This is a genomic window from Bradyrhizobium australiense (genome assembly GCF_013114825.1).
Lineage (GTDB): Bacteria > Pseudomonadota > Alphaproteobacteria > Rhizobiales > Xanthobacteraceae > Bradyrhizobium > Bradyrhizobium australiense.
Genome location: NZ_JAAVLX010000002.1, coordinates 610,791 through 634,863, shown reverse-complemented (window position 1 = coordinate 634,863; position 24,073 = coordinate 610,791). Strand labels below are relative to the sequence as shown.

The window sequence follows — 24,073 nt, the reverse complement described above, 5'->3', positions numbered from 1 at the left end:
AATAGGGCCGCCTCACGCGGCTGCAACTGCCTTGCGCGGAACGATGGATGAACGGACGAGACGGTTCGCGTCCGTCAGATGTACGAGACGCCCCGCGGCAACGACCGCGACGATTCGCGGCCGCAACGGCACCGTGTCATCGACGAGAATGATGTCGGCGCGCTGCCCGGTGGCGAGCATGCCGCGATCGGCAAGGCCGGCGGCGCGCGCCGGTGCCTCCGAGATCAATGGCCATGCTGCGGTCAGCGGCAGAACGCCGTCCGCCGCAAGCCGGAATGCCGCCAATAGCGGCGCGGGATAGTAATAGTCCGAGGCCAGGATCGAACACAGGCCCTTGGCGATCATGTCGGATGCCCTGGTCCAGCCGGTGTGGCTGCCGCCGCGCACGACATTGGGCGCGCCGAACACGATGAAGTCGCCGGCTTCCGCAGCCTCGCGGGCAGTTTCCTCGTTGACCGGAAATTCGGCGACGGCAACACCTTGCGCGCGAAAAGCCTGCCGCATCGCCGGGCTTTCGTCGTCATGCGAAAGCATCCGGACGTTTGCCGCGCGCGCCGCCTGCGCCAGGCGAGCGATCGAAGCCGGCACATCGTGGCTGTGGGAAACCACGCTTTGCACGAGGCGATCGAACGCCTCATTGGTGAGACCCGTGCGTTCGACCATTCGGCTGCGCTTCTGCGGCTTGGCGAGGCTGGCGACCGTTGAGTCCATATGGTCGTTGAACGCGAACAGGTCGACGCGCCCCTCCGACAGCCAGTCGATGATCTCGCTTTCCGCATCGAGATTGTAGGTCTCGTGCCGCAGATGGAAGCGGGTGTCGGCGGCGAGCTGCGGGCGCATCTGCTCGATCGATTCCAGCAGTTTTCGCGCATTCTCTGCGCTGCGCAGGCCGGGCTCCCACGACCAGGTCGTGGCATGATAGACGGTCGTAATCCCGTTGCTGATCGCTTGCCGGTCGCTATCAACCAGCGCCACATCGATCGGGAAATCGATTCCGGGGCGCGGCATCATCTGCCGCTCGAAGGCATCGCCATGCAGATCGACAATGCCAGGCAATAGCAGGAGGCCATCGGCATTGACGGTGCCGGTGCCGTGGTTGGTATCCGCACCAACGGCTGCGATCTCGCGGCCGGCGATCCGCAAGCCGGTCTCGACGATTTCGTTGCCGAGCAGGGCCCGGCCACCTTCAATGAACAATTCGGTCATGATGCGGCACTCGGGTTGAATTGTGGGAGGCCGGATGGTTCGGCCGATTCGTACTTTTCGAGAAAGCCCTCGATATCGAGCTTGCGGAAATCGGGCAGGGCGCGACGAAGCGTCTCATGGTCCCAATCCCACCATGCGAGCTCGGCTAGCCTGCCGGCAATCAATTCGGGAAACCGACGCCTGACCGGCCGGGCCGGATTACCTGCAACGATCGTATAGGCGGGAACGTCCTTGGTCACGATGGCGCCGGCTGCGACCACCGCGCCGGTGCCGATCGAGCGGCCGGGCAGAATGACCGCGCCATGGCCGATCCAGACGTCATGGCCGATATGGACGTGGTGCCCGCGGCGCCACGCAAAGAACTCGGCATCGTCGCTCTCGCCGGGAAAATAGGAACTCGCGCGATAGGTGAAATGCGCCTGCGAGGCCCGGTGCATCGGATGATTGCCTGGGTTGATCCGCGTCATGGCCCGCGATCGAGCAGAATTTTCCTGTTGTCGTATAGGTGATCTGCGCGTCGTTCACGACATAGGAGTAATCCGCCATCGTGACCTCGAGCAGGATGGTCCGGGCGCCCACTTCGGTATAGGCGCCAAGCTGGCAGTCGCGCAGCGACGCGGTGGGGTCGACCAATGGTTCAGTGGAAAGCACCTTGCCGGCCATCGGTAATGTCCATCAGCAATCGGGGAAGAGGGGCACCCGCTCGTCTTCAATGTGCTTGATGACAGGATCATGACGGACGCGTGACGCCGGGCCGCTGTGGACGAACGCCGCAACACAGCACTGGTGTCACACAACTGTAAGATCGAGCCGATAGCGATGCTCCACGGCAGGAACTCTGGAGCATTGCATGCTGGTGGTGGAAGGTTTGACGTGCCGGTTCGGCACCAAGGCCGCGGTGGATAATGCGTCATTTTCGATTCAGCCCGGCAGCTTCGTCGGCGTGATCGGCCGCTCCGGCGCCGGAAAATCGACGCTGCTGCGGATGATCAATCGGCTCGCCGAGCCCTCTGAAGGCCGTATCCTGTTCGAAGGCGTCGACGTGACCGCGTTGCGCGGCAAGGAGCTGCGGCAGTGGCGTGCGCGCTCCGCGATGATCTTCCAGCAGTTCAATCTGGTCGGCCGGCTCGACGTCCTCACCAATGTGCTGATGGGGCGGCTCGCGGAAATTCCGTCCTGGCGTTCGCTGACGCAGCTTTGGCCCGAGGAGGACAGGGCGCTGGCAATATCGGCGCTGGAGCAATTCGATATGGCTGCGATCGCCGCCCAGCGCGCCGACCAGCTTTCCGGCGGCCAGCAGCAGCGTGTCGCGATCGCCCGTGCGCTGGTACAGGAGCCCGACATCATTCTCGCCGACGAGCCGATCGCCTCGCTCGATCCCCGCAACACCCGGATCGTGATGGATGCGCTGCTGCGCATCAATAAGCATTTCGGCATCACCGTGATCTGCAACCTGCATTCGCTCGATCTGGCGCGGAACTATTGCGACCGTCTGATCGGCATGGCGGCCGGACGCGTGGTATTCGACGGCGCGCCCGAGACGCTGACCGACCGCATCGCGCGCGAGCTCTACGATCTCGAAGCCAACGACGTCATGGGCACAGCGCCCGCGCAGGCACCCGACGGTGCGGGCGTTCCGGCCGCCGCTGCGGCCTGATTTCCTTTTCTGTACAGCGTAGCCGCTGCAATTCTGCAACGGCGAAGGCGTAACCACAACAAGAGGGCACACCATGATCACTCGTCGTATCGTTCTTGCCGGCGTTGCCGCGCTGGCGTTTACCGCTTCCGCTTCGGCGCAGGATTGGAAGAGCAAATATCCGGAACTGATTTTTGCGGTGGTGCCGGCTGAAAACGCCTCAGGCGTCACTGAGCGCTGGACGCCGTTCGTCGCCTATCTCTCCAAGGAGCTCGGCGTCAAGGTTACGCTACGCATCGCCAACGACTACGCTGCTGTCATCGAAGGGCAGCGCGCCGGCAACATTCATATCGCCAGCTACGGCTCGGCATCGTTTGCCCGCGCCCGTCTGACCGGCGTCAAGACCGATGCCTTCGCCAACGACATCAATTCCGATGGCTCGACCGGCTATTATTCGGTGTTCTTCGTCAAGGCGTCGAGTTCTTACAAGAATATCGATCAACTGAAGGGCAAGAACCTTGGCCTGGTCGATCCGAATTCGACGTCGGGCAACAACGTGCCGCGCTTCGAGCTCGATAAGCTCGGCATCTCGGATGCCGATGGCTATTTCGGCAAGGTGGTTTTCACCGGCAGCCATGAGAATGCCATGCTGGCGCTGGCGCAGGGCACCGTCGAAGTCGCTGCCAATCAGTGGACCAACGACGACGATTCCACGCTCGCCCAAATGCTGAACAAGGGCATGCTGAAGAACGCCGACGGTTCGCCGATGAAGAAGGACGACTTCCGGATCATCCACAAATCGGCTCCGATCATCAACGGACCCTATGCCTATAATTCGGACCTTCCGGCCGATCTGAAGACCGCAATTGCCAAGGCCTTCAGCGAAGCGCCAACCAAGGACAAGGCTGCGTTCGATCGTCTGTCGGACGGTCAGAAGAAAGGCTTTAATCCGGCCACGACTAAGGATTGGGACGGCACGATTGAGTTGATCAAGTTCGTGGATAATCTTCGCAAGAAGAAGGCGTCCTGATCGGTCGGTAAAGGTGAACTAGGCCGAGTCCATGCGACCCGGCCTTTTTCGGTTCAACGCTCCTTCGGCATCCCATAGATGACAACGGCCGTTTCCATTCTTCCAGCCCCGCAACTGGCGGCTCTCGATGAGAGCTATCGTCAAGCCGTGGCGCGCAAACGGCTGCGGCTGATGTTGGCGGCTGCGGCGGCTTTCGCAGTGCTCGTCATCGCGGCCATCGGCGCTGAAGTTAACCTGCGCACGCTGTTCACGTTCTTTGGCAACTTCGTCAGCTATTTCGACCGGATTCTCACGCTGGAGGATGGCACGAGGGTGTGGAGCAATCCCGCCGAATGGTTCTGGGGCTGGCGAAAATGGCTGTGGATGCTCGGCGAGACCATCCTGATCAGCTATGTCGGCACCATGATCGGGGCTGTCTTTGCTTTTGCGCTGAATTTCTTCGCCGCCCAAAATACCTCGCCGGCGCCGTGGCTGCGCTTCGCCGTCCGCCGCCTGCTGGAGTTCGCGCGCACCGTCCCCGGCATCGTGTTTGCGCTGATCTTCGTCATCGCATTCGGCCTTGGACCGATGGCAGGCGTGCTGGCGATTGCCATTCATTCGACGGGTGCGCTTGGCAAACTGTTCTCGGAGATCGTCGAGAATGCCGATATGAAGCCGATCGAAGGCGTGCGTTCGACGGGAGGTAGCTGGCTGTCCTGCATGCGCTTTGCCGTGTTGCCGCAAGTGGCGGCCGGCTATGCCAGCTACGCCTTGCTGCGCTTCGAGATCAACGTTCGCGAGGCGTCGGTGATGGGTTTTGTCGGTGCTGGCGGCATCGGGCAGGAACTCGTGGTCGCGATCCGGAAATTCTACTATTCCGATGTCAGCGCAATTCTCGTGACCATCATCGTCACGGTCTTCATCATCGATATCAGCACCGGCTGGCTGCGCGGCCGCTTGTTTGGCAAGGACGCCCGCGCATGAGCCAATTGCCGAAGCCGGACCGGGAGCAGTTGCGGGCGAAATATCCTGATGTCTTCAACAGGCCTGCTTCGGCGCGCCTGACGATGCCGGCCATGATCGTCGGCGCTTCCGCCATCTTCGTGGTCGGCCTCGTCGATCTCGATTTTTCGCCTGCAAAGCTGTTATCGGGCCTGAGCCAGCTCGGCTGGATCACCTTGATGATGATCCCGCCGGATCCCGGACCGTCATTGCCGGCCTATCTTTCCGCGCTCGGGGAGACTCTGTCGATTGCAGTGCTCGGCACCACCATCGCCGCCATCGCGGCGTTGCCGGTCAGCTTGCTGGCGGCCCGCAACATCATTCCTTCCGGCTTGCTGCGTCTCCCGGTGCGCCGAGCTTTCGATTCGATCCGCGGCGTCGACACGCTGATCTGGGCACTGGTGTGGATCAACGTCGTCGGCCTCGGACCATTCGCGGGCGTGCTGGCGATTGCGGTGTCGGATTTTGGGGCGTTCGGCAAATTGTTCTCCGAGGCGATCGAGGCCGCCGACAAGAAGCAGGTCGAGGGTATCAGGGCATCCGGCGGCACCGCGCTGCACGAGATACGATTCGGCCTGATGCCGCAGGTATTGCCGGTCATCGCGGGGCAGGTGCTCTATTTCATCGAATCCAATACCCGCTCGGCTACCATCATCGGCATCGTCGGCGCTGGCGGAATCGGCTTGCAACTGGCCGAACAGATCCGCGTGCTGGAGTGGCAGAAGGTTTCGTTCCTGATCCTGATGATCCTGATCGCGGTAGCCGCGATCGATTGGATCTCGGGCAAATTGCGCTTTGCCGTCATCGGACAGCGCGCGGTCGCGTGACGATTCCGTAGCGACCATTAGACCCTTCACGGTGAGGAGGCGCGAAAGCGCCGGCTCGAACATGCGGTCCCGCTGCATCCTTCGAGACGCGCTTCGCGCTCCTGAGGATGAGGTCTGGCAGGAGCGGGTGGGCAAAGGGATGTTAGCTCTGTGCCACGACCTACCAAAGCGCGTCATCGTGGATGGTGGGCACGGCGCTTAAGCGCCCTTGCCCACCTACGGAATCTAGCTGTTCTCCACCAAAAACTCGACACGCTCCGCTGCAAAACGTGAGCGCTTGGTGACGAGCGGCTTGCCGCCGGTGTCGACGTCGGTACTGTCGACCACGAGAACGGGACGCCCGAGCGCGAGATCGAGCCTTGCGGCGTCGGTGGCGTCCACGATCCCAGCGGTGACGCGGGTTGAGGCCCGGCGATAATCGCGAACGCCGTAATGCGCCAGCAGCTTGGTCATCGAGCGAGCGTTGGCGAAGACTGCTCCGGCCCCCGGAAATCGATCGGCGGAAAGCCAACTGGTGCTGACGCAGATCGGTGTGCGGTCAGCGAGTCGCACCGATTCGATCCGGACCAGGGACGCGCCGGTCCTCAGTCCGAGCTCACGGGCGAGTTCGCGCGTCGCGGGCTCCTCGGAGGCATCGATCAATTGGCCGCGCGGCTCGCGGCCGCCGGCGCCGACGATTTCGGAAAATCGCGTGCGCGAGCGCAGCGGATAGGCGAGGCGCTGCGCCTCGACATACGTTCCGCTGCCGCGCTCGGCACGCACCAGGCCGCGCTCGGCGAGCGTAGCGAGCGCCCGGCGCACGGTATGGCGGTTGACCCGGTAGGTTTCGGCGATCTCGATCTCGCCCGGCAGCTTTTCGCCGGCGGCAAAGCGGCCGTCGGCGATGCCGCGCTCGATGCCGTCGGCGACCTGCCGCCACAAGGCGACGCCGGAGGGCGTGTCCTGGATGCTCATGGAACGAAAAGGGCCATCGGGAAAAATCACCTCGTTGTCACGAAATCGTCATGGCACTTCGTTATCAAGTTGTCTAGTATCATAGACAACTTGATTCCGGCAAGGCCGATGTAATGGCAAGCAACCAAGGTCTGAGAGACGAAAGCGACGGGCAGGCGCGGCGCAGGGCAGTGATGGCTGTGTTGGCTCATTCCGCGATGGCCGATATCGCCGGGCGCCTCGGGACGATCGCGTTGCCGATGCACGAAAACCTGCGCGAGCCGGAGCATGGCCTCGTGATGGTGCGCGGCCGCATCGGCGGCGACGGTGCGCCGTTCAATCTCGGCGAGGCCACGGTATCACGCGCGGCGGTGCGTCTTACGACCGGCGAGATCGGTTTCGGCTACGTGCTCGGACGCGACCAGCAAAAGGCGCAGATGATCGCGCTGTGCGATGCCATGGTGCAGTCGACGGAGCTTTCGGGTGAGATCGAGACCAAGGTGATCGCGCCGTTACGCGCCGCCATGATCGCGGATCGCAGCCGCAAGGCGGCCGAGACGGCGGCGACGCGGGTCGATTTCTACACCATGGTGCGCGGCGAGGGGTAATGCGATGACGACGGTTGCAGAAGTGCCCGCAGGCTTTGCCGACAAAGTGTTGTCGGCGCAGTCGACCTTCCGCTCCGTGATGGACGCAATGGCGCGTCCCGGCAGCGTGCAACGGATCACGGTCCCTGTTGGAACGCCGGACGAGATGATGAGCGGCACGGCCGCGATCGCGCTGACGCTGTTCGATCACGACACGCCGATCTGGCTCGATGCGGCAATGTCGGCCGCGCCTGTTATTGCGAAGTGGCTCAAGTTCCATACCAGTGCGCCGGTGGTCGCGGATTCCTCGATCGCGAGCTTCGCGCTGGCCGGCGACCCCAGGAATCTGCCGCCGCTCGACCGCTTTGCGTTCGGCAGCAATGAATATCCTGATCGGTCGGCGACGCTGATCCTGCAAGCTGAGAGCCTGACGCAGGGACCAGCCTTCGAAATGAAGGGGCCGGGCGTCGACGGTACAGCGGTGCTGCAGGCGATGCTCCAGCCGCGCGACCTCTTTCTGCGGCTCACCATCAATGAAGCCCTGTTCCCACGCGGCATCGATGTCGTGCTGGTCCATGACAACTCGATTGTCGCGATCCCCCGAACAACGCGGCTGGTCGCAAGCGGAGCGTAGTCCATGTATGTAGCCGTCAAGGGAGGCGAACGCGCCATCCAGAACGCCCACCGCCTGCTGGCGCATGAACGGCGCGGCGACCGTGATGTGCCTGAACTCTCGCTGGCGCAGATCGCCGAGCAGCTCTCGCTCGGCATTGATCGGGTCATGACCGAAGGCTCGCTCTACGATCGCGAGCTGGCGGCACTTGCGATCAAGCAGGCGCGTGGCGACCTGATCGAGGCGATCTTCCTGGTCCGCGCCTTCCGCGCCACATTGCCGCGCTTCGGCGCGACCGAGCCGGTCGATACCGGCGCGATGCAGGTGCGCCGGCGTATCTCCTCGACCTTCAAGGATATTCCGGGTGGCCAGATCTTGGGGCCCACCTTCGACTACACCCATCGCTTGCTGGACCCACAGCTTGCGGACGGCTTCGTGCCGGAGCAGCCGGCGACATCGGAGGCAACGCAGGCGGCAACGCCGCGCGTCACCGACATTCTCGGTCGCGATGGCCTCATCGAATCTTCGCCGGCAGCGGATGCCGATGCGCCGGTCGGTGATCTCACGCGCGAGCCGCTCAGCTTTCCGGCCCACCGCGATCTGCGGCTGCAAAATCTTGCGCGTGCCGACGAGGGATTCCTGCTGGCCCTCGGCTATTCCTCACAACGCGGCTATGGCCGCAACCATCCCTTCGCCGGCGAAATCCGCTTCGGCGAGGTCGAGGTGGAGTTCTTCGCCGAGGATGCGGGCTTTGCCGTGCCGCTTGGCTCGATCGCGTTGACTGAATGCCAGATGGTCAACCAGTTCAAGGGCTCGGCGACCGAAGCGCCATGTTTTACACGCGGCTATGGCCTGGCCTTCGGACAAAGTGAGCGCAAGACCATGTCGATGGCGCTCGTCGATCGCAGCCTCCGGGCCCGCGAGCTGGGCGACGAAGTGATCGCGCCGGCCCAGGACGAGGAATTCGTGATGTCGCACTCGGACAATGTTCAGGCGACCGGCTTCGTCGAGCATCTCAAGCTGCCCCATTACGTCGACTTTCAGTCAGAGCTCGGTTTGTTGCGCAAGCTGCGCCAGGAGTTCGCCGAGGCCAATGAGGCGCCGGACATGCAGGAGGCCGCGGAATGAACGCACCGGCTTACAATTTCGCCTATCTCGACGAACAAACAAAGCGGATGATCCGCCGCGCGATCCTGAAGGCGATCGCTATTCCCGGTTATCAGGTGCCGTTCGCCAGCCGCGAAATGCCGATGCCCTATGGCTGGGGGACCGGCGGCGTGCAGGTGACGGCGGCGATTCTCGGGCCACAGGACGTGCTGAAGGTCATCGACCAGGGATCGGACGATACCACCAACGCGATCTCGATCCGGAAATTCTTCGGCAAGACCGCCGGTGTCGCAACCACCACGTCTACGGCCGATGCTACCGTAATCCAGACCCGGCACCGGATTCCCGAAGCGCCGCTGCATGCGGGGCAGGTGCTGGTCTATCAGGTGCCGATTCCCGAGCCGTTGCGGTTCCTGGAGCCGCGCGAGACCGAGACGCGGCGCATGCATGCGCTCGGCGAATATGGCCTGATGCACGTCAAGCTGTACGAAGACATCGCGCGCTTCGGCCATATCGCGACCTCCTACGCTTATCCGGTGAAGGTGAATGCGCGCTATGTGATGGATCCGTCGCCGACGCCGAAATTCGACAATCCGAAGATGGACAAGTGCCCGGCGCTGCAACTCTTCGGCGCCGGACGCGAGAAGCGCATCTACGCGATTCCGCCGCATACCCACGTGGTGTCGCTCGACTTCGAGGATCACCCGTTCACGCGCTACCGGTTCGATGCGCCTTGCGCGCTGTGCGGCGCCGGCAATTCCTATCTCGACGAAATCGTCACTGACGACAAAGGCGGCCGGATGTTCGTCTGCTCGGACACCGATTATTGCGAGGCTCGCCAGATGGCCGGTCATCGCGGCAGCGAGAGCGCGGCTCCGCACGAGGAGAGCGCGCATGGCTGAGCCGCAAAACCCACCGCAGGACGACCAGCCGCTTCTGGTCGCCGAACATCTCGGCAAGAACTACGGCCGGTTGATCGCCTGCCGCGACGTATCATTTGCGCTCTATTCCGGCGAGGTGCTGGCTGTTGTCGGCGAGTCCGGATCGGGAAAGTCCACGCTGTTGCAATTGTTGTCGGCGCAACTCGCGCCGAGCGCCGGGCGGGTGTCGTACCGGATGCGGGACGGCGTGTTGCGCGACCTCGCCAGTCTCGGTGAAGCCGAGCGCCGCTTTCTGTTCCGAACGGATTGGGGCTATGTGCACCAGGACTCCGCGCAGGGCCTGCGGATGGCGGTCTCGGCCGGCGCAAATGTCGGCGAGCGGCTGATGGCGGTGGGCTGGAATCACTACGGCCGCATTCGCGATAGCGCCTCGTCTTGGCTGGAGCGGGTCGAGATCGATACCGCGCGCATCGACGACGCGCCGCGGACCTATTCCGGCGGCATGCGGCAGCGGCTGCAGATCGCGCGCAATCTCGTCACCGAGCCGCGGCTGGTGTTCATGGACGAGCCGACCGGCGGGCTCGATGTATCGGTGCAGGCGCGGCTGCTTGATCTGATGCGCAATCTGGTCAGCGAACTCGGCCTTGCCGCCATCGTCGTCACCCATGACCTCGCTGTGGCGCGGCTGTTGTCGCATCGCGTCATGGTGATGAAGGGTGGCCGGGTCATCGAAACCGGTCTGACCGACCAGGTGCTCGACGACCCCCGCGAGCCCTATACCCAACTGCTCGTTTCCTCGATCCTGCCGGCATGAGCGCGCCTATGACTGCGATGATCGACATCACCAACGCCGAAAAGACCTTTACCATGCATCTGCAGGGCGGCGTTGAGCTGCCCGTGGTGCGCGGCGTCTCGTTTCAGGTCGAACCGGGCGAATGCGTGGTGCTGTCGGGCCCATCAGGCGCCGGCAAATCCTCGATCCTGAAAATGATCTTTGGTAATTACCGTTGCGATAGCGGCCGGATCGGCATCCGGCATCAGGGCACGCTGATCGATCTCGCCACGGCCGAACCGCGGCAGGTGCTCAGTGTCCGTCGCTCAACGATCGGCTATGTCAGCCAGTTTTTGCGGGCGGTTCCGCGGGTTGCCGCCATCGATGTGGTGGCGGAGCCCCTGATCGTGAATGGAACGGCCCGCGTGGAAGCCCGCGAGAGGGCCGGCGCGCTGCTGCGCCGCCTCAATATTCCCGAGCGGCTGTGGGCGCTGCCGCCGTCGACGTTCTCCGGCGGCGAACAGCAGCGGGTCAACATTGCGCGGGGTTTCATTTCCGACTTGCCAATTTTGCTGCTGGACGAGCCGACCGCTTCGCTCGACGCGGCCAATCGCGCCGTTGTTGTCGAGTTGATTGGACATAAGAAACGACAGCGCGTCGCGTTGGTGACGATCGTCCATGACGACGAAATTCGCCATCTGATCGCCGACCGCATCGTCGACGTGACATCGTTTGCCGCCGCGGCATGAAGGAAGATGTGAGATGACTTCGAAGCAAGAAACCATCCTCGGCAACGCCCGCATTGTTCTGGCCGATCGCGTGATCGAACGCGGCTGGGTCGCTTTCGCAGATGGCCGCATCGCCGAATATGGCGAGGGCAGTGCGCCGTCAGGCAGCGAGGACGCCGGCGGCGACCTGATCATGCCAGGCCTGATCGAGCTGCACACCGACCATCTCGAAATGCACTATGTGCCGCGCCCAAAGGTGTTCTGGGATCCGATCGCGGCGGTGATTTCCTATGATGGACAGTTGGCCACCTCGGGCATCACCACGGTTCTGGATTCGCTGCGGGTCTGGCGCGAGGACGGCGCCGAGGAGGTTGACGGCAGGGCAGGCATGCTGGCGGAGGCGATCACGTCGGCGCGCGAGGCAAACCTGCTGCGTGCCGACCACTTCCTGCACCTGCGCTGCGAAATTCCGATGCCAAGCGTGGTCGAGGAAGCCAAGGAGCTGATCGCCCGGCCGGACGTGCGGCTGATGTCGCTGATGGATCACACCCCGGGACAGCGCCAGTTCCGCGACGAGGTCAAGCTGCGCGACTACTACCGCGGCAAGGGCGGCGGCAAGACCGACGCCGAACTCGATGTACTGTTCGAGAAACGTTTTGCCTATCAGAAGGCCTATGCTGCGACCAACATGCGGGAAATCGTGGCCCTTGCGCATCAATACGAGATCCCGCTCGCCAGCCACGACGATACGACCGAGGAAAACGTCGCAAACGCGATCCAGGATCGCGTTTCCGTCGCGGAGTTCCCGACCACAATGGAAGCCGCCCGCGGGCTGCACCAGGCCGGCATTGGCATCCTGATGGGAGCGCCGAACGTGGTCCGCGGCGGTTCGCATTCCGGCAACATCGCCGCCATCGATCTCGCCCGCGAGGGACTGTTGGATATCCTCTCGTCCGACTACATCCCCTCGAGCTTGTTGATGGCAGCATTGCAATTGCCGCAGCATGTTCCGGCGATCGATCTGGCCGCCGCCGTTCGCACCGTCACCAAGACGCCGGCCGAGGCCGTGGGTCTTGCGGACCGCGGCGAGATCGCACCCGGAAAGCGGGCCGATGTGATCCGGGTACATGTCGCCCGCAAGATTCCGGTGGTGCGCAGCGTCTGGCGGGAAGGGCGGCGCGTGGCATGACGCAATCGCTGACAACCACAGCGCCAGACCAGACGGCCGCAATCGGGCCAGGCCGCTTGATCCTGGTGGTCGGCCCAAGCGGCGCCGGCAAGGACACTCTGCTCGGCCTCGCCAGGGCCGCCTGCGCCGAGGACAGCAACATTGTGTTTCCTCGCCGCGTGATCACGCGTGAAGCGTCGGCATCGGAGGAAAACGAAGAGGTCAGCATCGGCGCATTCCAGGAGGCGCTGACGCGTGGCGAATACGCCATGCATTGGGAAGCCCATGGCCACTGCTACGCACTGTCGCGCGCGATCGACGACGAAATCTGCGCCGGGCGAACCATCGTTGCCAACGTATCGCGCACCGTGATCGGCGCGATGCGCCGTGCCTACGCCGACGTGGTGGTGGTTTCGATCACGGCGCCGCCGAACGTGCTGGCCGAACGGCTTGCGATGCGGCAGCGGAGTAGCGATGGCAGGCTCGAAGCGCGCTTGGGTCGCACGGTGGAGGATGCCGCGGCCGCGCCCGATGTCACCGTCGTCAACACCGGCAGCGCCGAATATCATTCCCGCCAGCTCGTCCGCGTCATCAAGGGCGGGAAGTGGGACGATTAGCAGGAGACCTAAAATGACTGTTGTCGCGACCATCGAGCAACTCGAGGCGATCTACGGCTTTCCCAACGACGCCTCGACCGTCAAGGTCGCGGACGGGATCACGCCGGCCTACCGCGCCTTGATGGACAAGTCGCCGTTCGCGGCGCTGGCAACCTGCGGGCCGGAGGGGCTGGACTGCTCGCCCCGCGGCGACCTGCCGGGCTTCGTGCGCATCCACGATGAGAAGACGCTGATGATGCCGGATCGCCGCGGCAACAATCGCTGCGATTCACTGCGCAATATCGTGCGCGATCCGCGGGTGGCGCTGTTGTTTCTCATTCCGGGCTCCGGCAGCACGCTGCGTATCAACGGCCGCGCGCACGTCTCGGCCGATCCGGACCTGCTCGCGTCGTTCAAGATGGAGGGCAAGGCGCCGCGCACCGTTATCGTCATGACGGTCGAGGAGGTTTACTTCCAGTGCGCGCGCGCCATCGTGCGTTCCGATCTCTGGAATCCCGACAGGCGCGTCGATCCGAGGAACTTGCCCACGCCCGGCCAGATCCTTGCCGAAATGAGCGACAACACCGTCGGCGGCGAGAAATACGATCGGGAATGGCCGGAACGGGCGCGGCAGACCATGTGGTAGGGCGGTGGCGTCTGCGTTCAGTGGGGTGCGCTTGAGCGTTCATATGCACTGAGACGATGCTTCCAGTCGCCGCGAAAACCATCGTGGAAGAGGTGGCTCGCAAGCCGAATCTCTAGCATTTCGTCACTGGTGATCGCGTCATCCCGACGGAGAATACGGGCAGTCGCCTGGCCGTGCCCTGCTTCCGCGCTTGTCGATGGGCACGTTGCAATTGTCAATCCGTTGCTCGTCCATCCACTTTTTTCCGAGGCGCTCTTTTCCAGTCAACGACGGTCTGTCAGCGGGCAGGGCGGTCTCCGCATTCGGTGCGGTTTGGTCAGGCTGCCTGTCCTGCGCAAAGGCCGCCGATGCAAGGCAGAGCGCGAGAAGAAAACTGATCAACCCTTGGTGAATCGGTTCCATTGGATTGTCCTCACCAGAAATCGTGCCATCAGATTAAACCTGTCGATATTCAAGCCGCCACCCGGAACCTGCAGACAACGGTTCGGTTGCCTCTCATCGTGTTGTCGCGCTTCACGAGAAGAAGAGGAGAGGCAGATGAAAATGAAACAGCTCATTCTTGCCGGTTGCTCCATCCTGGTCTTGAGCACCGGCGCAGCACTGGCAGGTCCCTGCGATACGGGACGCGCCGCCAACCTGAAGGACGCAGGCTCCGGACCGGCCAAGATGGGCGAGAGCCAAACAACGGGTATGAGTAGCAGCAGCACCAGCGAACATCCGCCGACGGGCACCATGAACCGGACGACTGGAGATACTGCAGCATCGTCGCAGGATACGCAGCGCCAGATGCAGGGCGAACCGACGGCGGCACAGCAGGCCGAAGGGGCCAAGGCTGAGAGCAAGACCGCAGACAAGGACTGCTGAACACGCAGAGCCGAAGCGATGTCGGATTGCCATCGCTTCGGTCCGGCTCTTCGCTCGCCGGCCTGGGCATGCCAGCGGAGCGAGCAACTGTCACCGACGCGGTGCCGCGTCGATCCGCTGCTTGACCCGCCTTTGTCCAAGAGCGAAGTAGCCTTGTCCAAGAGAGAAGTGCGGTGCGTCGTGCGCGTGCGGATATCTGCAGCACTCGATCTTCCGCGCTTGCGCTCTGTTCGAGGTCAACCTACTTTTGATGCGGCACGAACGTCGTGCCAGCACTGCTTGGGAGGACCCTGATGAGTTGGAAAACTCCGAAGATCGTCGAAGTGCCGGTGGGCATGGAAATCAACATGTACGCCTGCGCGGCGCGTAAATAGACGCGTCGAAACGGTCTGCCCGGCTCCGGCAACGGCCTGTTGCCGCGGGCCGGGCAAACTGCTCAATTCCCACCATTGCTTGCACCAAGAGTGAGCTGCGGATCCTGCCAAAGCCAGCAGGATCCCTGTAGACGGCCGAAGTACCGATCCGGCCCAGTTTCTGCGCTGCCGCACCTGCATTCTCTGTCTTTCGATGGCTCGCGGACGGTCGCCGCGTCATGCTAGGGTATGCCTTCGGCCGACACCTCCGGGAATCACCCGTTCAACCCAATGACCCGCTGAATGCGAAAATTGACGCGTGCAAAGACCTTCCAAGCGGCGGTTGTGTCTTTTGCTGCGCTGCTGCCGGCTTGCGCCTGCGCCGAGGGCATCGATACCGAGCATCTGTTCGGCTTCATGATCGGGGCCGATGTCGGCACCGTCGGCGAACGGGAGTTTCAGAGCGAGACGACCGGGCGCTTCGGCAGAAACGGGGGTACTTACCGGGCGGTCGGCCAGGAGTTCGAACTGGAGCTTGTGCCGGTCCGGAATTTTCGAATCGAGGTGGGAAGCACGTTTGCATCGCACCTGATCAGCGGCGTGCCAGGCCTTGACGACCAGCGCAGGCTGTCATGGCAGGGTGGGTCGATCGATTTGCGCTACCGCTTTCTCGATCGGGAAACGGCGCCATTTGGGCTCACCTTTGCGACAGAAGCGCACGCGCATCGTATCGATGAGACCACGGCTGAGGCGGTCCGTAGTTTCGGGACCGAATTCAGGCTGGCATTCGATCGGGAGCTCGTGCCGAACCGCGTCGTCGCGGCGTTCAACCTGATCTACGAACCGGAATGGACGCGATTGATCGGCAGCGGCGTGATGGAGCGGGAATCCACCGCAGGCGCGGCGCTCGGGATCATGGCGCAGTTACGTCCCGGCTTCCTGTTCGGCGGCGAGGCGCGTTACCTGCGAAAATATGAGGGGATCGGTCTGGACGAACTTGCCGGGCAGGCGTTATTTGTCGGTCCTACCGCATATTTCCAGTTGTCGAAAAGCTCGCGGCTGACCGCGAGTTGGAGCTTGCAAGCCTGGGGGCGTTCGGCGGGGTCGACTTCCAGCCTTGATCTCGTCAATTTCGAACGCCACCAGGCGCGGCTGGTATTTGGCGTTAACTTTTAGAACTGGCGGCCGCGCGCGGCCCGGTTCCGGCTTTTCACGGTGTAGTGAAACGTCAGGCCGCCCATTGCCGTAGCTCTTGCGTTATCGGTTTGGGAACAATTCAAGGGATAGCAGATATGACTCCAATAGATTTGGTCGTGACCGTCTGTGCGGTGCTCTCGCCAGCCACTTGCGAGGAAACCCATTTGGTCTTTTCTTCAGATGTTTCGTTGCGGCAATGCGTCATGGCTGCGCAGCCCTACATCGCACAATGGGTGGGCGAACATCCGAAATGGACTGCGGTCAAGTGGCGCTGCGAATATCCGGGCGCCAATCGAAAGGCCTCCGGCGACGCCGTGTGGTCGGCCGGTTGAATATTCGTCCGGCAGTGGCGGCTACTTGTTGCAGTCTTTCAGATCCTTGTCCGCGATCGAAAACACGGCGTCGGCCTTGATTTCGATGTCGCGAACAAAGCAGTGCTTTGAGCCGCGGTAGCCGATCTTGGCGTCATAGCGCCCCGGCGCCACGCCCGTGATACGAAGGCGCTCGTCGTGGTCGACTTCCTTGTCCTTGTCGTTGAGGGTCTGGTTGGGACCCCAGTCGTTCTTGCCGGGCGGGGAAAGCTGAAACTCCGAAATGGTAGCCGTCGTAAGATTCCACAATCGGATGCCTTTTCCCTGCGCGGTCACCTCGTTGGCGCTTGTTGACAGCAGTGTCACCAAAGCCAGTATCCATCGCATCGGGTCATCCTTTCGTCGCGGGCGCCTTGAGCCGTCATTGCCTGATCAGACGGTCTCGATTCTTTACCTTATCGAAGTTTCTCGCCCGATCGAGGCCGATTGGGGCGATCAACCGGGCCGTATCGAGATCGGCACCCTCGAAATCGGTGTCGACGACCGTGATGCCGGTCAGGTCGGCCCCGCCGAGTTGGGCACCCTTGAGAGAAGCACCGGTGAGGTCGCCGCCCTTCAGCACCGCAAATTCGAGATCGACACGAGACAGGTCGGCGCCGCGCGCGTTCAGCCGTTCCAGGTTGGCCGATTTCAGCACCGCTCGCATCAACCCCATCGATTGATTACGCATGTCGGCGCCCAGATTTGCTTCCGTGATCGACGCTCCGACGAGGCTCGCGCCGGTTAGATCGGCCGCGACGCGTGCTCCCGAAAGATCGGCGCCGTCGAGGCGGGCGCGAGCCATTTGCGAAGCGAACAGTTTTGCGCCCTTCAGGCTTGCACCGGTCAGGTCCGCTTCCAGTAGCCATGCCTGGTCGAGGATGGCGCGGTCGAGTTTGGCGCCCGCAAACCTCGTCTTGTTGAGCTTGGCCGCGCGGAAAATTGCGCCGGACAGGTTGAGTCCCGACAGGTCGAGGCCGGATAATCTCTTTCCCGTGAAATCCGCGGGTGCGGCGGTGGTTGACGCAGCGAGCGCGGCCTCGACCTCTCCGCGGGTCAATTCGGCCGAGACCATATCGGGCGACGATAAGTCAACGTGACGCATCATGTCCTGGGCTGTTGCCGTCATAGCCACAAGAGCAAGACTGAGCGCTGCAGTTCCGATCGAGCGTTTCATCGTCCACCTAACCGATCACGCATCCTAGCACCGGCTTCCGGCACTGCCTATGACGCATCCCGCTTGGTGGGACAGCCATTGATCCGCCGCATGATGTCCGACTTGATTGCGGCGGTCTCAGCGTCTCCGCGTGCGCTTCGCGGCGTGCGGATGGGCAGGTCCGCGAGAATCCGGGCCGGGCGCGGCGACAGCAGGATCACGCGATCCCCAAGTCGAACCGCGTCGTCTACATCATGGGTGACCAGCAACGTTATCACGGAGCGACCGTTGACCAACATGGCGATCTCATCGCGCAGGCGGCTCGCAAGGGCGGCATCGAGCGAGGCGAGCGGTTCGTCGAGAATGAGCAACTCCGGTTCGACAGCGAACGCGCGGGCGAGCGCAACGCGCCGCGCGAGGCCGAGCGACAATTCACCGGGAAAATGGTTGCGATGTGCCTTCAACTCCAGAATTTCGAAGAGTGCTGAAAGCTTCGCTTCATCGGCCCCAGGCGCGGCAAGTCGCACATTTTCCTCGACCGACCTCCACGGCAACAGCCGCGGCTCCTGGAACACGAAGCCGATCCGCGCGCCGGCCGGACGCGAGATGCGCCCTTGAAAATCTTGGTCGAGGCCGGCAAGGATCCGAAGCATCGTACTCTTGCCGCAGCCGGATGGGCCGACCAATACACCAACCTCTCCCGCACCAAGTGCAAAGGCTACGCCCGCGATCACGTCGTGCTGTTCGCCCGCCGCGCTCTTGAATGTCTTGCTGGCGATTTCGACCTCAAGCCGCACGAGGACGCCACCGGTATGACCGGGCCTCAAACGGCTGCACAAACAAGGTTTCAATGAGGAGCACGACCGCGGCGAAGCTCAACGAGTAGGCAAGCAATAGCGGAATGTCGAATAGCTGGAACGCCACGCCGATCTCGAAACCGACACCGTTCGGGCGTCCGAGCAATTCCGCAACCAGTACGATCTTCCAGACCAGGGAAAGTCCTGACCGTGCGGCGGCAGCGATATAGGGCGACAGTTGCGGCAAAATGACGTGTCGAAATCTGCTCCAGCGGGGCAATGCGAACACCGTCGCCATTTCGTCAAGCGCGGCGTCGAGGGCACGTGCCCCCTCGCGCAGGGTAACGACGGCGGTCGGGAGCTTGTTGATGGCGATTGCCGCAATGGCGGCGACTTCAGTCAGTCCGGCCCAGATGTAGGCGAGCACGATGACCACGAGCGCCGGCAGATTGAGCAGCAGGATCAACCAGGGGTCGCCCAGCCGATCGGCAAGCCGTACCCGGCCCATCAGGTATCCGATCGCCGCGCCCAGCGCCATCGCTAGCGTGAAGGCGAGCGTAACCCGCGCCAAGGTCGCGCCGAGATGGAAAAACAGGTTACCCGACCTGGCTTCCGCAATCATGGCCGTGAGCACGGTGGGCGGAGGTGGCAGCTTTGCGTCACCGGCAAACAGGGAGGCGACCCACCAGGTTACAAGGAACACGGCGAATGACAGCAGGCGCGCCACCTCAATCTCCCGGGATCGCGTGATAGAATGTTCCGGCATCCAGTTCAGGCGCCGGCCCGACAAGTTCGTGGCCGCCGATTTCAGCCAGCACGCGGTAGAGAATGCGCGCGTCGGCTTCTTCGTCGGCGATCGGGCGACGCGGAATTCCCTCCCGATACCGATCACGATAGGCGCGCAACGTTGCGGCGTCGGGAGCGCCGGTCAGCGGCGCAATTTTCTGCCACTCCGCATCCGAGGTCGACAGGATCTCTTTCGCCGCGCGAGTCATTGCGATGAAGCGGGCAATTTTGTCCTGGTTTGTGTTCGCCCATTTTTCGTCGAAGACGTAGCCGAGCATCGCGGTGCGGCCTTTAGCGCCTAGTTTCGGCAGCAGATCCTCAATGCCGGCGATGCGGCGGAACCCCTTTGCTTCCAGTGCCGCGCTGAAATTCCAGTAGTTCAGTGTCGCATCCATTTCGCCGCTGAGCGTCTTCGCTGCCAGCAGCGGTGGCGCGCCGTAAGCGATTTTCGCGTCCGACTTCAGGTCGATGCCGCCCTGTTTCAACCATGCCAAAAGCAGCAGCCAGTTCTTGTCGATTGGCCCGCCCGCGATGGCGAGCTTGCGGCCCTTGAGATCGGCCAAGGTCTGGATCGGTGATGAGGCAGGGACCATCACAGCGCCGAGCGCGCTCGAATAAGGGTAGAAGGTCAGTTTGGCGCCAAGCCCGCGTTCGCGCGACACCCATAGCCAATCGGTGACCACAATGTCGGCATTCCCGGCGCGAAGCGCGATCTTGCCCGCCTCGGGGCTCGCCAGTTCGAGAACTTCGACCGAAAGGTTAGCCTGCTTATCGAGGCCATGGGCGCGGATCACCGCCAGTTCCCAGGCGAATGTTCCGGTCTTCTGCACCGCAATGCGCAACGCGTCGGCGCTGCAGCACGTGCCGAGCGAGATCAAGACAACCGTAACAAGAAGCGCGCGTACAAAATGCGTCATGGTGCCTCGAGCCATTTCCTCCGACGTCTGCTTTTCAGCGGACCAGTCATAGCATAGCTTTCACCATTAGCAGCGGGAGGAAGACGATGACGTTTGTCGGATCGGTACGACCTATTGTCGCCGCGTTGACGGCGCTAATGGCGATGACAGGGATCACGCGTGCCCAGGACCTTAACGACTATCCGACGGCGGCACGCGTCGAATACGCTTTTGGCTGTCTGAAAGCGAATGGCGAGACGCGGCAAGCGATCGAGCAATGCTCCTGTTCAATCGACGTTATCGCTTCGCTCGTGCCGTATGAGCGCTATGTCACGGCCGAAACCGTGCTCAGCATGTCGCAGGTCCGGGGAAATCTGGGCAGCCAGTTCCGCACCTCCGAGCAGGCGGCAGGCGCGCTCAACGAGCTCAGGCGGGCCCAGGCCGAAGCGGAGGTGCGCTGCTTCTGAGCGCTACGCGCGCGGTGTCAAGTCCCCGAATCATCCATCTTCCATTCGCGCTGGAAGACGTGCCCCTCTGTATCCTTCGCCTCGGCGCGGAAACGTTTAGCGCCATTCGAGACATAGGTGAATCTGATATTGGGATCTTCCGAAATTGAAATGCCGCCTTCCATCGTCAACACCAGGCTGTCGTCCTGCCAAAGCCGCAGTTCGTTGACGAAAAATGCCGGGACATAGAGGTGGGTGACCTGGTCCATCTGCAGGCCGGAATTGTTGGGATGGCCGATCATTATCTGCGCCTCGCGGATGCCGCTGGCGGGGCCTTCACCGGCTTTCGCGAACTGCCGATAGCGCATCTGGCCGAGCCTGCCCTTGGCCTCGTCGGCATTCTTGGCGGCGGGCGCCGAACAGCCGCCGGAGGCCTTCACATAAGTTTTGATCATGTAAAGTTTGCCGTCGCTGAGTTCGGTCACCGCATGGACATCGGTATAATTGTTGACGCGGACGCGGGTGGAGATTTCCGAGACCTTGGCGTCCGGCCCGAGCTGGAATTTTGCCGCCATCGGGGCGGGGTTCTGGTCGATCACAAGCGTAATGCTGAGTACCTGCCTGCCATCGCCGGGCGAAAGCTTCGTTCGCAAGGTCACCGGGACGATTGCGGCATCCTCGGCGCGCGCGGGCATTTCAATGCCGATCACCTCGCTGCCATCGTTCATCGGACGATTGTTGAAGATGTCCTGCACCAGGCCGGGCCAGGGGTCATTTGCCTCTGCCGCCGGCGCCAGCGGCGCGCCGAACAGCAGAAAGCAAGCGACGCTGAACAGGCGGAACAGATATCCGGACATGGTCACGACCTTCACGCGGATGGAAGCAACACGCGCAATATAGGGCAATGCGCGGGCTATTCCCATTCAATTTCCGAAAATGCCGCGGTTGCGTTGCGGGTGTTGTAGTCGTCGAACAATTCCCAACGGGATCGCTCGGCGCTCGCAGCCGTGCCTGCCGCCGCGATCGGCGCGCCGCGGGCGACGAGCCCACGCACATCTGTGGCCAGCGTTTCGAGATAACGACGTTCGTCCGCGAGGGCCGCCGGCCATTCGCTCACGGGACCGTGACCGGGAACCACGCGCTCCGCAGGCAAGGCGCCGAGTTCACCGATGACGGCCAGCCAGCCGCGGATGCTGCCGTCCAGCACGGGCGTGTGGGCGAGAAACACCAGATCGCCCGCGAACAGAGTTCCGGATTTTTCGTCAAACACCGTGAGATCGCAATCGCTATGCGCGGCAGGCCACGCCCGCAAGACGAGCATTCGCCCGCCGAGATCCAGATTGAGTGTGCCGCTGACGAGCAGCGTTGGCGGCACGATGCGTATCTCGTCGATCAATTGATCGCCCATCGTGCGGCGAAAGGCGTCGAGATAGAATTGTCCGCGCGCCGCCAGCGCGCGCGGCAGGTTCGCGTGGCCGACAAAAATCATTCCGTCCTGAACGAAAGCGCCGTTGCCGAAGACGTGATCGGGATGGCCGTGCGTATTGATGACGTACCGGATTGGCTTATTGGTCCGGGCGCGAATGGCTGCCAGCAATTGTCGTCCCACGCGGAGGCTGCCGCCCGTATCGATCACCGCGACGGCATCCCGGCCAACGATGAACCCGACATTGGCGATCGCGCCGTCATTCTCGCGCGTCATCTGCGCGGTTTGGCCGTTGTACACGAATACGCCGTCTGCAACGGAATTCACCGGCAACTCCTGTTGCTGTGCTTGCGAGGCTGTCGCCGCCGCGAGCATCGCTATCGCGGCAAGCGTCACTGCGGGATGAGCCATATTTCGGCCTCCGTCTCACCACGAAGCGCGATCGGCAATTCCGTTTATCGTTTGCATCGCAGCACAAACGGCCATTCACCTCGAGGATTATTCCTGTTGCAGCCTCCAATTGACAAGCATAGCATTTTGCGTGTCTGCGGCTTCTATAGAACTTCGGTTCGTCGAGGTTGCCGATACCAGTTGAAATGGCAACAAGGCGGGCCGGAAGTGCAGAAGCTTTCGATGACAAATGCCGGGCGAAAGTGCTGGCTGTCGATTTTCCTCGTGGCGATCATCGCCGCGTTTTTCGGTCATACCCCCGCCCGCGCGCAGATCAACGATACCGGCGATGTATCGATCGAACTCGTCGATCCCAAAGTGCTGCGCGTCTGCGCCGACCCGCACAATTTGCCGTTCTCCAACGAGAAGGGCGAGGGATTCGAGAACAAGCTTGCTGAACTATTCGCCGAGAAGCTGCACAAGAAGCTGGACTACACGTACTTCCCGCAGGCGACCGGCTTCGTCCGCATGACCTTGGGCGCCCATCGTTGCGACGTCATCATGGGCTTTCCGCAGGGCGACGACCTGGTCCAGGGCACCAATCCCTATTACCGCACTGCCTATGCGCTGGTTGCCAAGCAGGGTAGCGGCCTTGAAGACGTTGCAACGCTGGAAGACGAGCGCCTGAAGGGCAAGCATGTCGGCATCGTCGCCGGCACGCCGCCTGCCACCAACATGGCAGTCAACGGCCTGATGGCGAATGCCAAGCCCTATCAATTGATGGTCGATACCCGCCTGGATTCGTCGGCGGAGGCCATGATCGGCGACCTGGTGTCGGGGCAGATCGACGCCGGCATCCTGTGGGGACCGATGGCGGGATACTATGCGCGGAAAGCGAATCCGCCGCTCCACGTCACGCCTCTCGTGAAGGAAAAGACTGGCCCGCGACTGGCATATCGCATCGGCATGGGGGTCCGGGGGGCTGACCAGAACTGGAAGCGGCTGCTCAATCGCCTGATCCAGGAGAACCAGCCTGCCATCAACAAGATACTCTTGGACTTCGGCGTTCCCTTGCTCGACGAGAATGACCGGCCGATCGGTGCGGAGACGGCAACCAAAACGCCATGAGAGAAACGCTCGCAGGCCTGATCCTTGCGGCATTCCCATTTATCGTCTCGACTTTCGCGCAGGAAAGACCTCCCGAACCCGACGGCTACCGCATCGAGGATTATCGCGCGCCGGTTCCCGCGAGTCTTGCCGGCGCACGTGTTCTCACGACCGCGGAGGCCGAGGCGATCTGGCGAGCCAAGGCCGGCGTATTCATCGATGTACTGCCGCGGGCCCCGAAGCCGCCAAATCTTCCCGAAGGTACGATCTGGCGCGACAAGCCGCGGCTCAACATTCCCGGCAGCGTGTGGCTGCCGGACACCGGCTACGGAAAGCTCGCGGCCGTGACGGAAGACTATCTGCGGCGCGGGCTCGTCCGCGCGACGGCGGGCAACAATGCGACGGTGGTGGTGGTCTACTGTCTGGCCGATTGCTGGATGTCCTGGAATGCGGCGAAGCGCATTCTCGGCTACGGCTATTCCAATGTGGCGTGGTACCCCGACGGGACCGATGGATGGGAACGCGCCGGTCTGGCGCTGGCGGAATCGCAGCCGGAGCCGCGGACCGGTGAGAAGACCGCATCGCCGCGTTAGC

At 62.6% G+C, this 24,073-nt stretch carries 29 protein-coding genes and 1 pseudogene; 20 read left to right on the top strand and 10 right to left on the bottom strand.

From position 1 onward, the window contains the following. Nucleotides 1-12: 12 nt before the first annotated feature. Both HCN58_RS06570 and HCN58_RS06565 read right to left on the bottom strand, forming a co-directional pair. Nucleotides 13-1,206: an alpha-D-ribose 1-methylphosphonate 5-triphosphate diphosphatase gene (locus HCN58_RS06570; protein ID WP_171578515.1), complete on the bottom strand. Its 1,194-nt coding sequence runs from the start codon at nucleotides 1,204-1,206 to the stop codon at nucleotides 13-15. Next, nucleotides 1,203-1,869, bottom strand: a pseudogene (locus tag HCN58_RS06565) (transferase hexapeptide repeat family protein). The gene HCN58_RS06570 and the pseudogene HCN58_RS06565 overlap by 4 nt, the downstream one beginning before the upstream one ends. Nucleotides 1,870-2,056: 187 nt before the next feature. Here HCN58_RS06565 and phnC point away from each other — a divergent pair. The 4 genes from phnC to phnE (HCN58_RS06545) all read left to right on the top strand — a co-directional run bounded on the left by phnC (nucleotide 2,057) and on the right by phnE (HCN58_RS06545) (nucleotide 5,680). Then, nucleotides 2,057-2,863, top strand: coding sequence for a phosphonate ABC transporter ATP-binding protein (gene phnC, locus HCN58_RS06560; RefSeq protein ID WP_171578514.1), 807 nt, complete (start codon nucleotides 2,057-2,059; stop codon nucleotides 2,861-2,863). Between the two features lie 73 nt (nucleotides 2,864-2,936). Next, nucleotides 2,937-3,872, top strand: a complete 936-nt coding sequence (phnD, locus tag HCN58_RS06555) for a phosphonate ABC transporter substrate-binding protein (protein WP_171578513.1) — start codon at nucleotides 2,937-2,939, stop codon at nucleotides 3,870-3,872. Nucleotides 3,873-3,950: 78 nt separating this feature from the next. Continuing rightward, nucleotides 3,951-4,835, top strand: a complete 885-nt coding sequence (gene phnE / locus HCN58_RS06550; protein ID WP_171578512.1) for a phosphonate ABC transporter, permease protein PhnE — start codon at nucleotides 3,951-3,953, stop codon at nucleotides 4,833-4,835. Next, nucleotides 4,832-5,680, top strand: coding sequence for a phosphonate ABC transporter, permease protein PhnE (phnE, locus tag HCN58_RS06545; RefSeq protein ID WP_171578511.1), 849 nt, complete (start codon nucleotides 4,832-4,834; stop codon nucleotides 5,678-5,680). Before phnE (HCN58_RS06550) ends, phnE (HCN58_RS06545) begins: the two co-directional genes overlap by 4 nt. Nucleotides 5,681-5,905: 225 nt before the next feature. Here phnE (HCN58_RS06545) and phnF read toward each other — a convergent pair whose 3' ends face one another. Continuing rightward, complete coding sequence (phnF, locus tag HCN58_RS06540; protein WP_171578510.1) at nucleotides 5,906-6,634, bottom strand: phosphonate metabolism transcriptional regulator PhnF; 729 nt, start codon at nucleotides 6,632-6,634, stop codon at nucleotides 5,906-5,908. A gap of 173 nt (nucleotides 6,635-6,807) precedes the next feature. On the opposite strand from phnF, the gene phnG reads away from it, so the two are divergent. The 13 genes from phnG to HCN58_RS06475 all read left to right on the top strand — a co-directional run bounded on the left by phnG (nucleotide 6,808) and on the right by HCN58_RS06475 (nucleotide 16,457). Beyond that, complete coding sequence (gene phnG / locus HCN58_RS06535) at nucleotides 6,808-7,221, top strand: phosphonate C-P lyase system protein PhnG (RefSeq protein WP_235983414.1); 414 nt, start codon at nucleotides 6,808-6,810, stop codon at nucleotides 7,219-7,221. Between the two features lie 4 nt (nucleotides 7,222-7,225). Further along, a complete protein-coding gene (gene phnH, locus HCN58_RS06530) occupies nucleotides 7,226-7,834 on the top strand; it encodes a phosphonate C-P lyase system protein PhnH (RefSeq protein ID WP_171578508.1) in 609 nt (202 codons plus the stop codon). A 3-nt stretch (nucleotides 7,835-7,837) separates the two neighbouring features. Further along, the gene (locus HCN58_RS06525) at nucleotides 7,838-8,941 is read left to right on the top strand and encodes a carbon-phosphorus lyase complex subunit (protein ID WP_171578507.1); all 1,104 of its coding nucleotides are present in this window, start codon (nucleotides 7,838-7,840) and stop codon (nucleotides 8,939-8,941) included. Further along, nucleotides 8,938-9,822 (top strand): alpha-D-ribose 1-methylphosphonate 5-phosphate C-P-lyase PhnJ, encoded by an 885-nt coding sequence (locus tag HCN58_RS06520; protein WP_171578506.1) that lies wholly within the window; start codon nucleotides 8,938-8,940, stop codon nucleotides 9,820-9,822. Before HCN58_RS06525 ends, HCN58_RS06520 begins: the two co-directional genes overlap by 4 nt. Then, a complete protein-coding gene (phnK, locus tag HCN58_RS06515; protein WP_171578505.1) occupies nucleotides 9,815-10,615 on the top strand; it encodes a phosphonate C-P lyase system protein PhnK in 801 nt (266 codons plus the stop codon). Before HCN58_RS06520 ends, phnK begins: the two co-directional genes overlap by 8 nt. A gap of 8 nt (nucleotides 10,616-10,623) precedes the next feature. Next, the gene (phnL, locus tag HCN58_RS06510; RefSeq protein WP_171578504.1) at nucleotides 10,624-11,322 is read left to right on the top strand and encodes a phosphonate C-P lyase system protein PhnL; all 699 of its coding nucleotides are present in this window, start codon (nucleotides 10,624-10,626) and stop codon (nucleotides 11,320-11,322) included. A gap of 13 nt (nucleotides 11,323-11,335) precedes the next feature. Beyond that, a complete protein-coding gene (locus HCN58_RS06505; protein ID WP_171578503.1) occupies nucleotides 11,336-12,490 on the top strand; it encodes an alpha-D-ribose 1-methylphosphonate 5-triphosphate diphosphatase in 1,155 nt (384 codons plus the stop codon). Further along, nucleotides 12,487-13,086 carry a phosphonate metabolism protein/1,5-bisphosphokinase (PRPP-forming) PhnN gene (gene phnN, locus HCN58_RS06500; RefSeq protein WP_171578502.1) on the top strand — a complete coding sequence of 200 codons (600 nt, stop codon included), beginning with the start codon at nucleotides 12,487-12,489 and terminating at the stop codon, nucleotides 13,084-13,086. The genes HCN58_RS06505 and phnN overlap by 4 nt, the downstream gene beginning before the upstream one ends. Before the next feature lie 13 nt (nucleotides 13,087-13,099). After that, nucleotides 13,100-13,711 carry a pyridoxamine 5'-phosphate oxidase family protein gene (locus HCN58_RS06495; RefSeq protein ID WP_171578501.1) on the top strand — a complete coding sequence of 204 codons (612 nt, stop codon included), beginning with the start codon at nucleotides 13,100-13,102 and terminating at the stop codon, nucleotides 13,709-13,711. 537 nt (nucleotides 13,712-14,248) lie between these two features. After that, a complete protein-coding gene (locus HCN58_RS06490; protein ID WP_171578500.1) occupies nucleotides 14,249-14,575 on the top strand; it encodes a hypothetical protein in 327 nt (108 codons plus the stop codon). A 293-nt stretch (nucleotides 14,576-14,868) separates the two neighbouring features. Continuing rightward, nucleotides 14,869-14,949, top strand: coding sequence for a pyrroloquinoline quinone precursor peptide PqqA (gene pqqA, locus HCN58_RS06485; RefSeq protein ID WP_072824652.1), 81 nt, complete (start codon nucleotides 14,869-14,871; stop codon nucleotides 14,947-14,949). 282 nt (nucleotides 14,950-15,231) lie between these two features. Beyond that, on the top strand, nucleotides 15,232-16,104 hold the full coding sequence (locus tag HCN58_RS06480) for a DUF6662 family protein (protein ID WP_171578499.1): 873 nt from the start codon (nucleotides 15,232-15,234) through the stop codon (nucleotides 16,102-16,104). A gap of 116 nt (nucleotides 16,105-16,220) precedes the next feature. Next, entirely contained in the window at nucleotides 16,221-16,457 is a 237-nt protein-coding gene (locus HCN58_RS06475) for a hypothetical protein (RefSeq protein WP_171578498.1), read from the top strand. A 21-nt stretch (nucleotides 16,458-16,478) separates the two neighbouring features. On the opposite strand, the gene HCN58_RS06470 is transcribed toward HCN58_RS06475, so the two are convergent. The 5 genes from HCN58_RS06470 to HCN58_RS06450 are packed head-to-tail and all read right to left on the bottom strand — an operon-like array spanning nucleotide 16,479 to nucleotide 20,131. Then, nucleotides 16,479-16,823, bottom strand: coding sequence for a hypothetical protein (locus tag HCN58_RS06470; RefSeq protein WP_171578497.1), 345 nt, complete (start codon nucleotides 16,821-16,823; stop codon nucleotides 16,479-16,481). Nucleotides 16,824-16,857: 34 nt separating this feature from the next. After that, nucleotides 16,858-17,652, bottom strand: a complete 795-nt coding sequence (locus tag HCN58_RS06465; protein WP_171578496.1) for a pentapeptide repeat-containing protein — start codon at nucleotides 17,650-17,652, stop codon at nucleotides 16,858-16,860. 47 nt (nucleotides 17,653-17,699) lie between these two features. Continuing rightward, entirely contained in the window at nucleotides 17,700-18,428 is a 729-nt protein-coding gene (locus HCN58_RS06460) for an ABC transporter ATP-binding protein (RefSeq protein WP_171578495.1), read from the bottom strand. Next, nucleotides 18,418-19,155, bottom strand: coding sequence for an ABC transporter permease (locus HCN58_RS06455; RefSeq protein ID WP_171578494.1), 738 nt, complete (start codon nucleotides 19,153-19,155; stop codon nucleotides 18,418-18,420). Before HCN58_RS06455 ends, HCN58_RS06460 begins: the two co-directional genes overlap by 11 nt. 1 nt (nucleotide 19,156) lies before the next feature. Next, nucleotides 19,157-20,131 carry an ABC transporter substrate-binding protein gene (locus HCN58_RS06450; protein WP_171578493.1) on the bottom strand — a complete coding sequence of 325 codons (975 nt, stop codon included), beginning with the start codon at nucleotides 20,129-20,131 and terminating at the stop codon, nucleotides 19,157-19,159. An 86-nt stretch (nucleotides 20,132-20,217) separates the two neighbouring features. Here HCN58_RS06450 and HCN58_RS06445 point away from each other — a divergent pair, with 86 nt between their 5' ends. After that, on the top strand, nucleotides 20,218-20,577 hold the full coding sequence (locus HCN58_RS06445; RefSeq protein ID WP_171578492.1) for a hypothetical protein: 360 nt from the start codon (nucleotides 20,218-20,220) through the stop codon (nucleotides 20,575-20,577). Nucleotides 20,578-20,594: 17 nt separating this feature from the next. On the opposite strand, the gene HCN58_RS06440 is transcribed toward HCN58_RS06445, so the two are convergent. Both HCN58_RS06440 and HCN58_RS06435 read right to left on the bottom strand, forming a co-directional pair. Continuing rightward, nucleotides 20,595-21,413, bottom strand: coding sequence for a quinoprotein dehydrogenase-associated SoxYZ-like carrier (locus HCN58_RS06440; RefSeq protein ID WP_171578661.1), 819 nt, complete (start codon nucleotides 21,411-21,413; stop codon nucleotides 20,595-20,597). A 56-nt stretch (nucleotides 21,414-21,469) separates the two neighbouring features. Then, nucleotides 21,470-22,393: a quinoprotein relay system zinc metallohydrolase 2 gene (locus tag HCN58_RS06435; RefSeq protein ID WP_171578491.1), complete on the bottom strand. Its 924-nt coding sequence runs from the start codon at nucleotides 22,391-22,393 to the stop codon at nucleotides 21,470-21,472. A 222-nt stretch (nucleotides 22,394-22,615) separates the two neighbouring features. Here HCN58_RS06435 and HCN58_RS06430 point away from each other — a divergent pair, with 222 nt between their 5' ends. Continuing rightward, nucleotides 22,616-23,500 carry a substrate-binding domain-containing protein gene (locus tag HCN58_RS06430; RefSeq protein ID WP_171578490.1) on the top strand — a complete coding sequence of 295 codons (885 nt, stop codon included), beginning with the start codon at nucleotides 22,616-22,618 and terminating at the stop codon, nucleotides 23,498-23,500. Continuing rightward, entirely contained in the window at nucleotides 23,497-24,072 is a 576-nt protein-coding gene (locus HCN58_RS06425) for a PQQ-dependent catabolism-associated CXXCW motif protein (protein WP_171578489.1), read from the top strand. The genes HCN58_RS06430 and HCN58_RS06425 overlap by 4 nt, the downstream gene beginning before the upstream one ends. Nucleotide 24,073 lies beyond the last annotated feature (1 nt).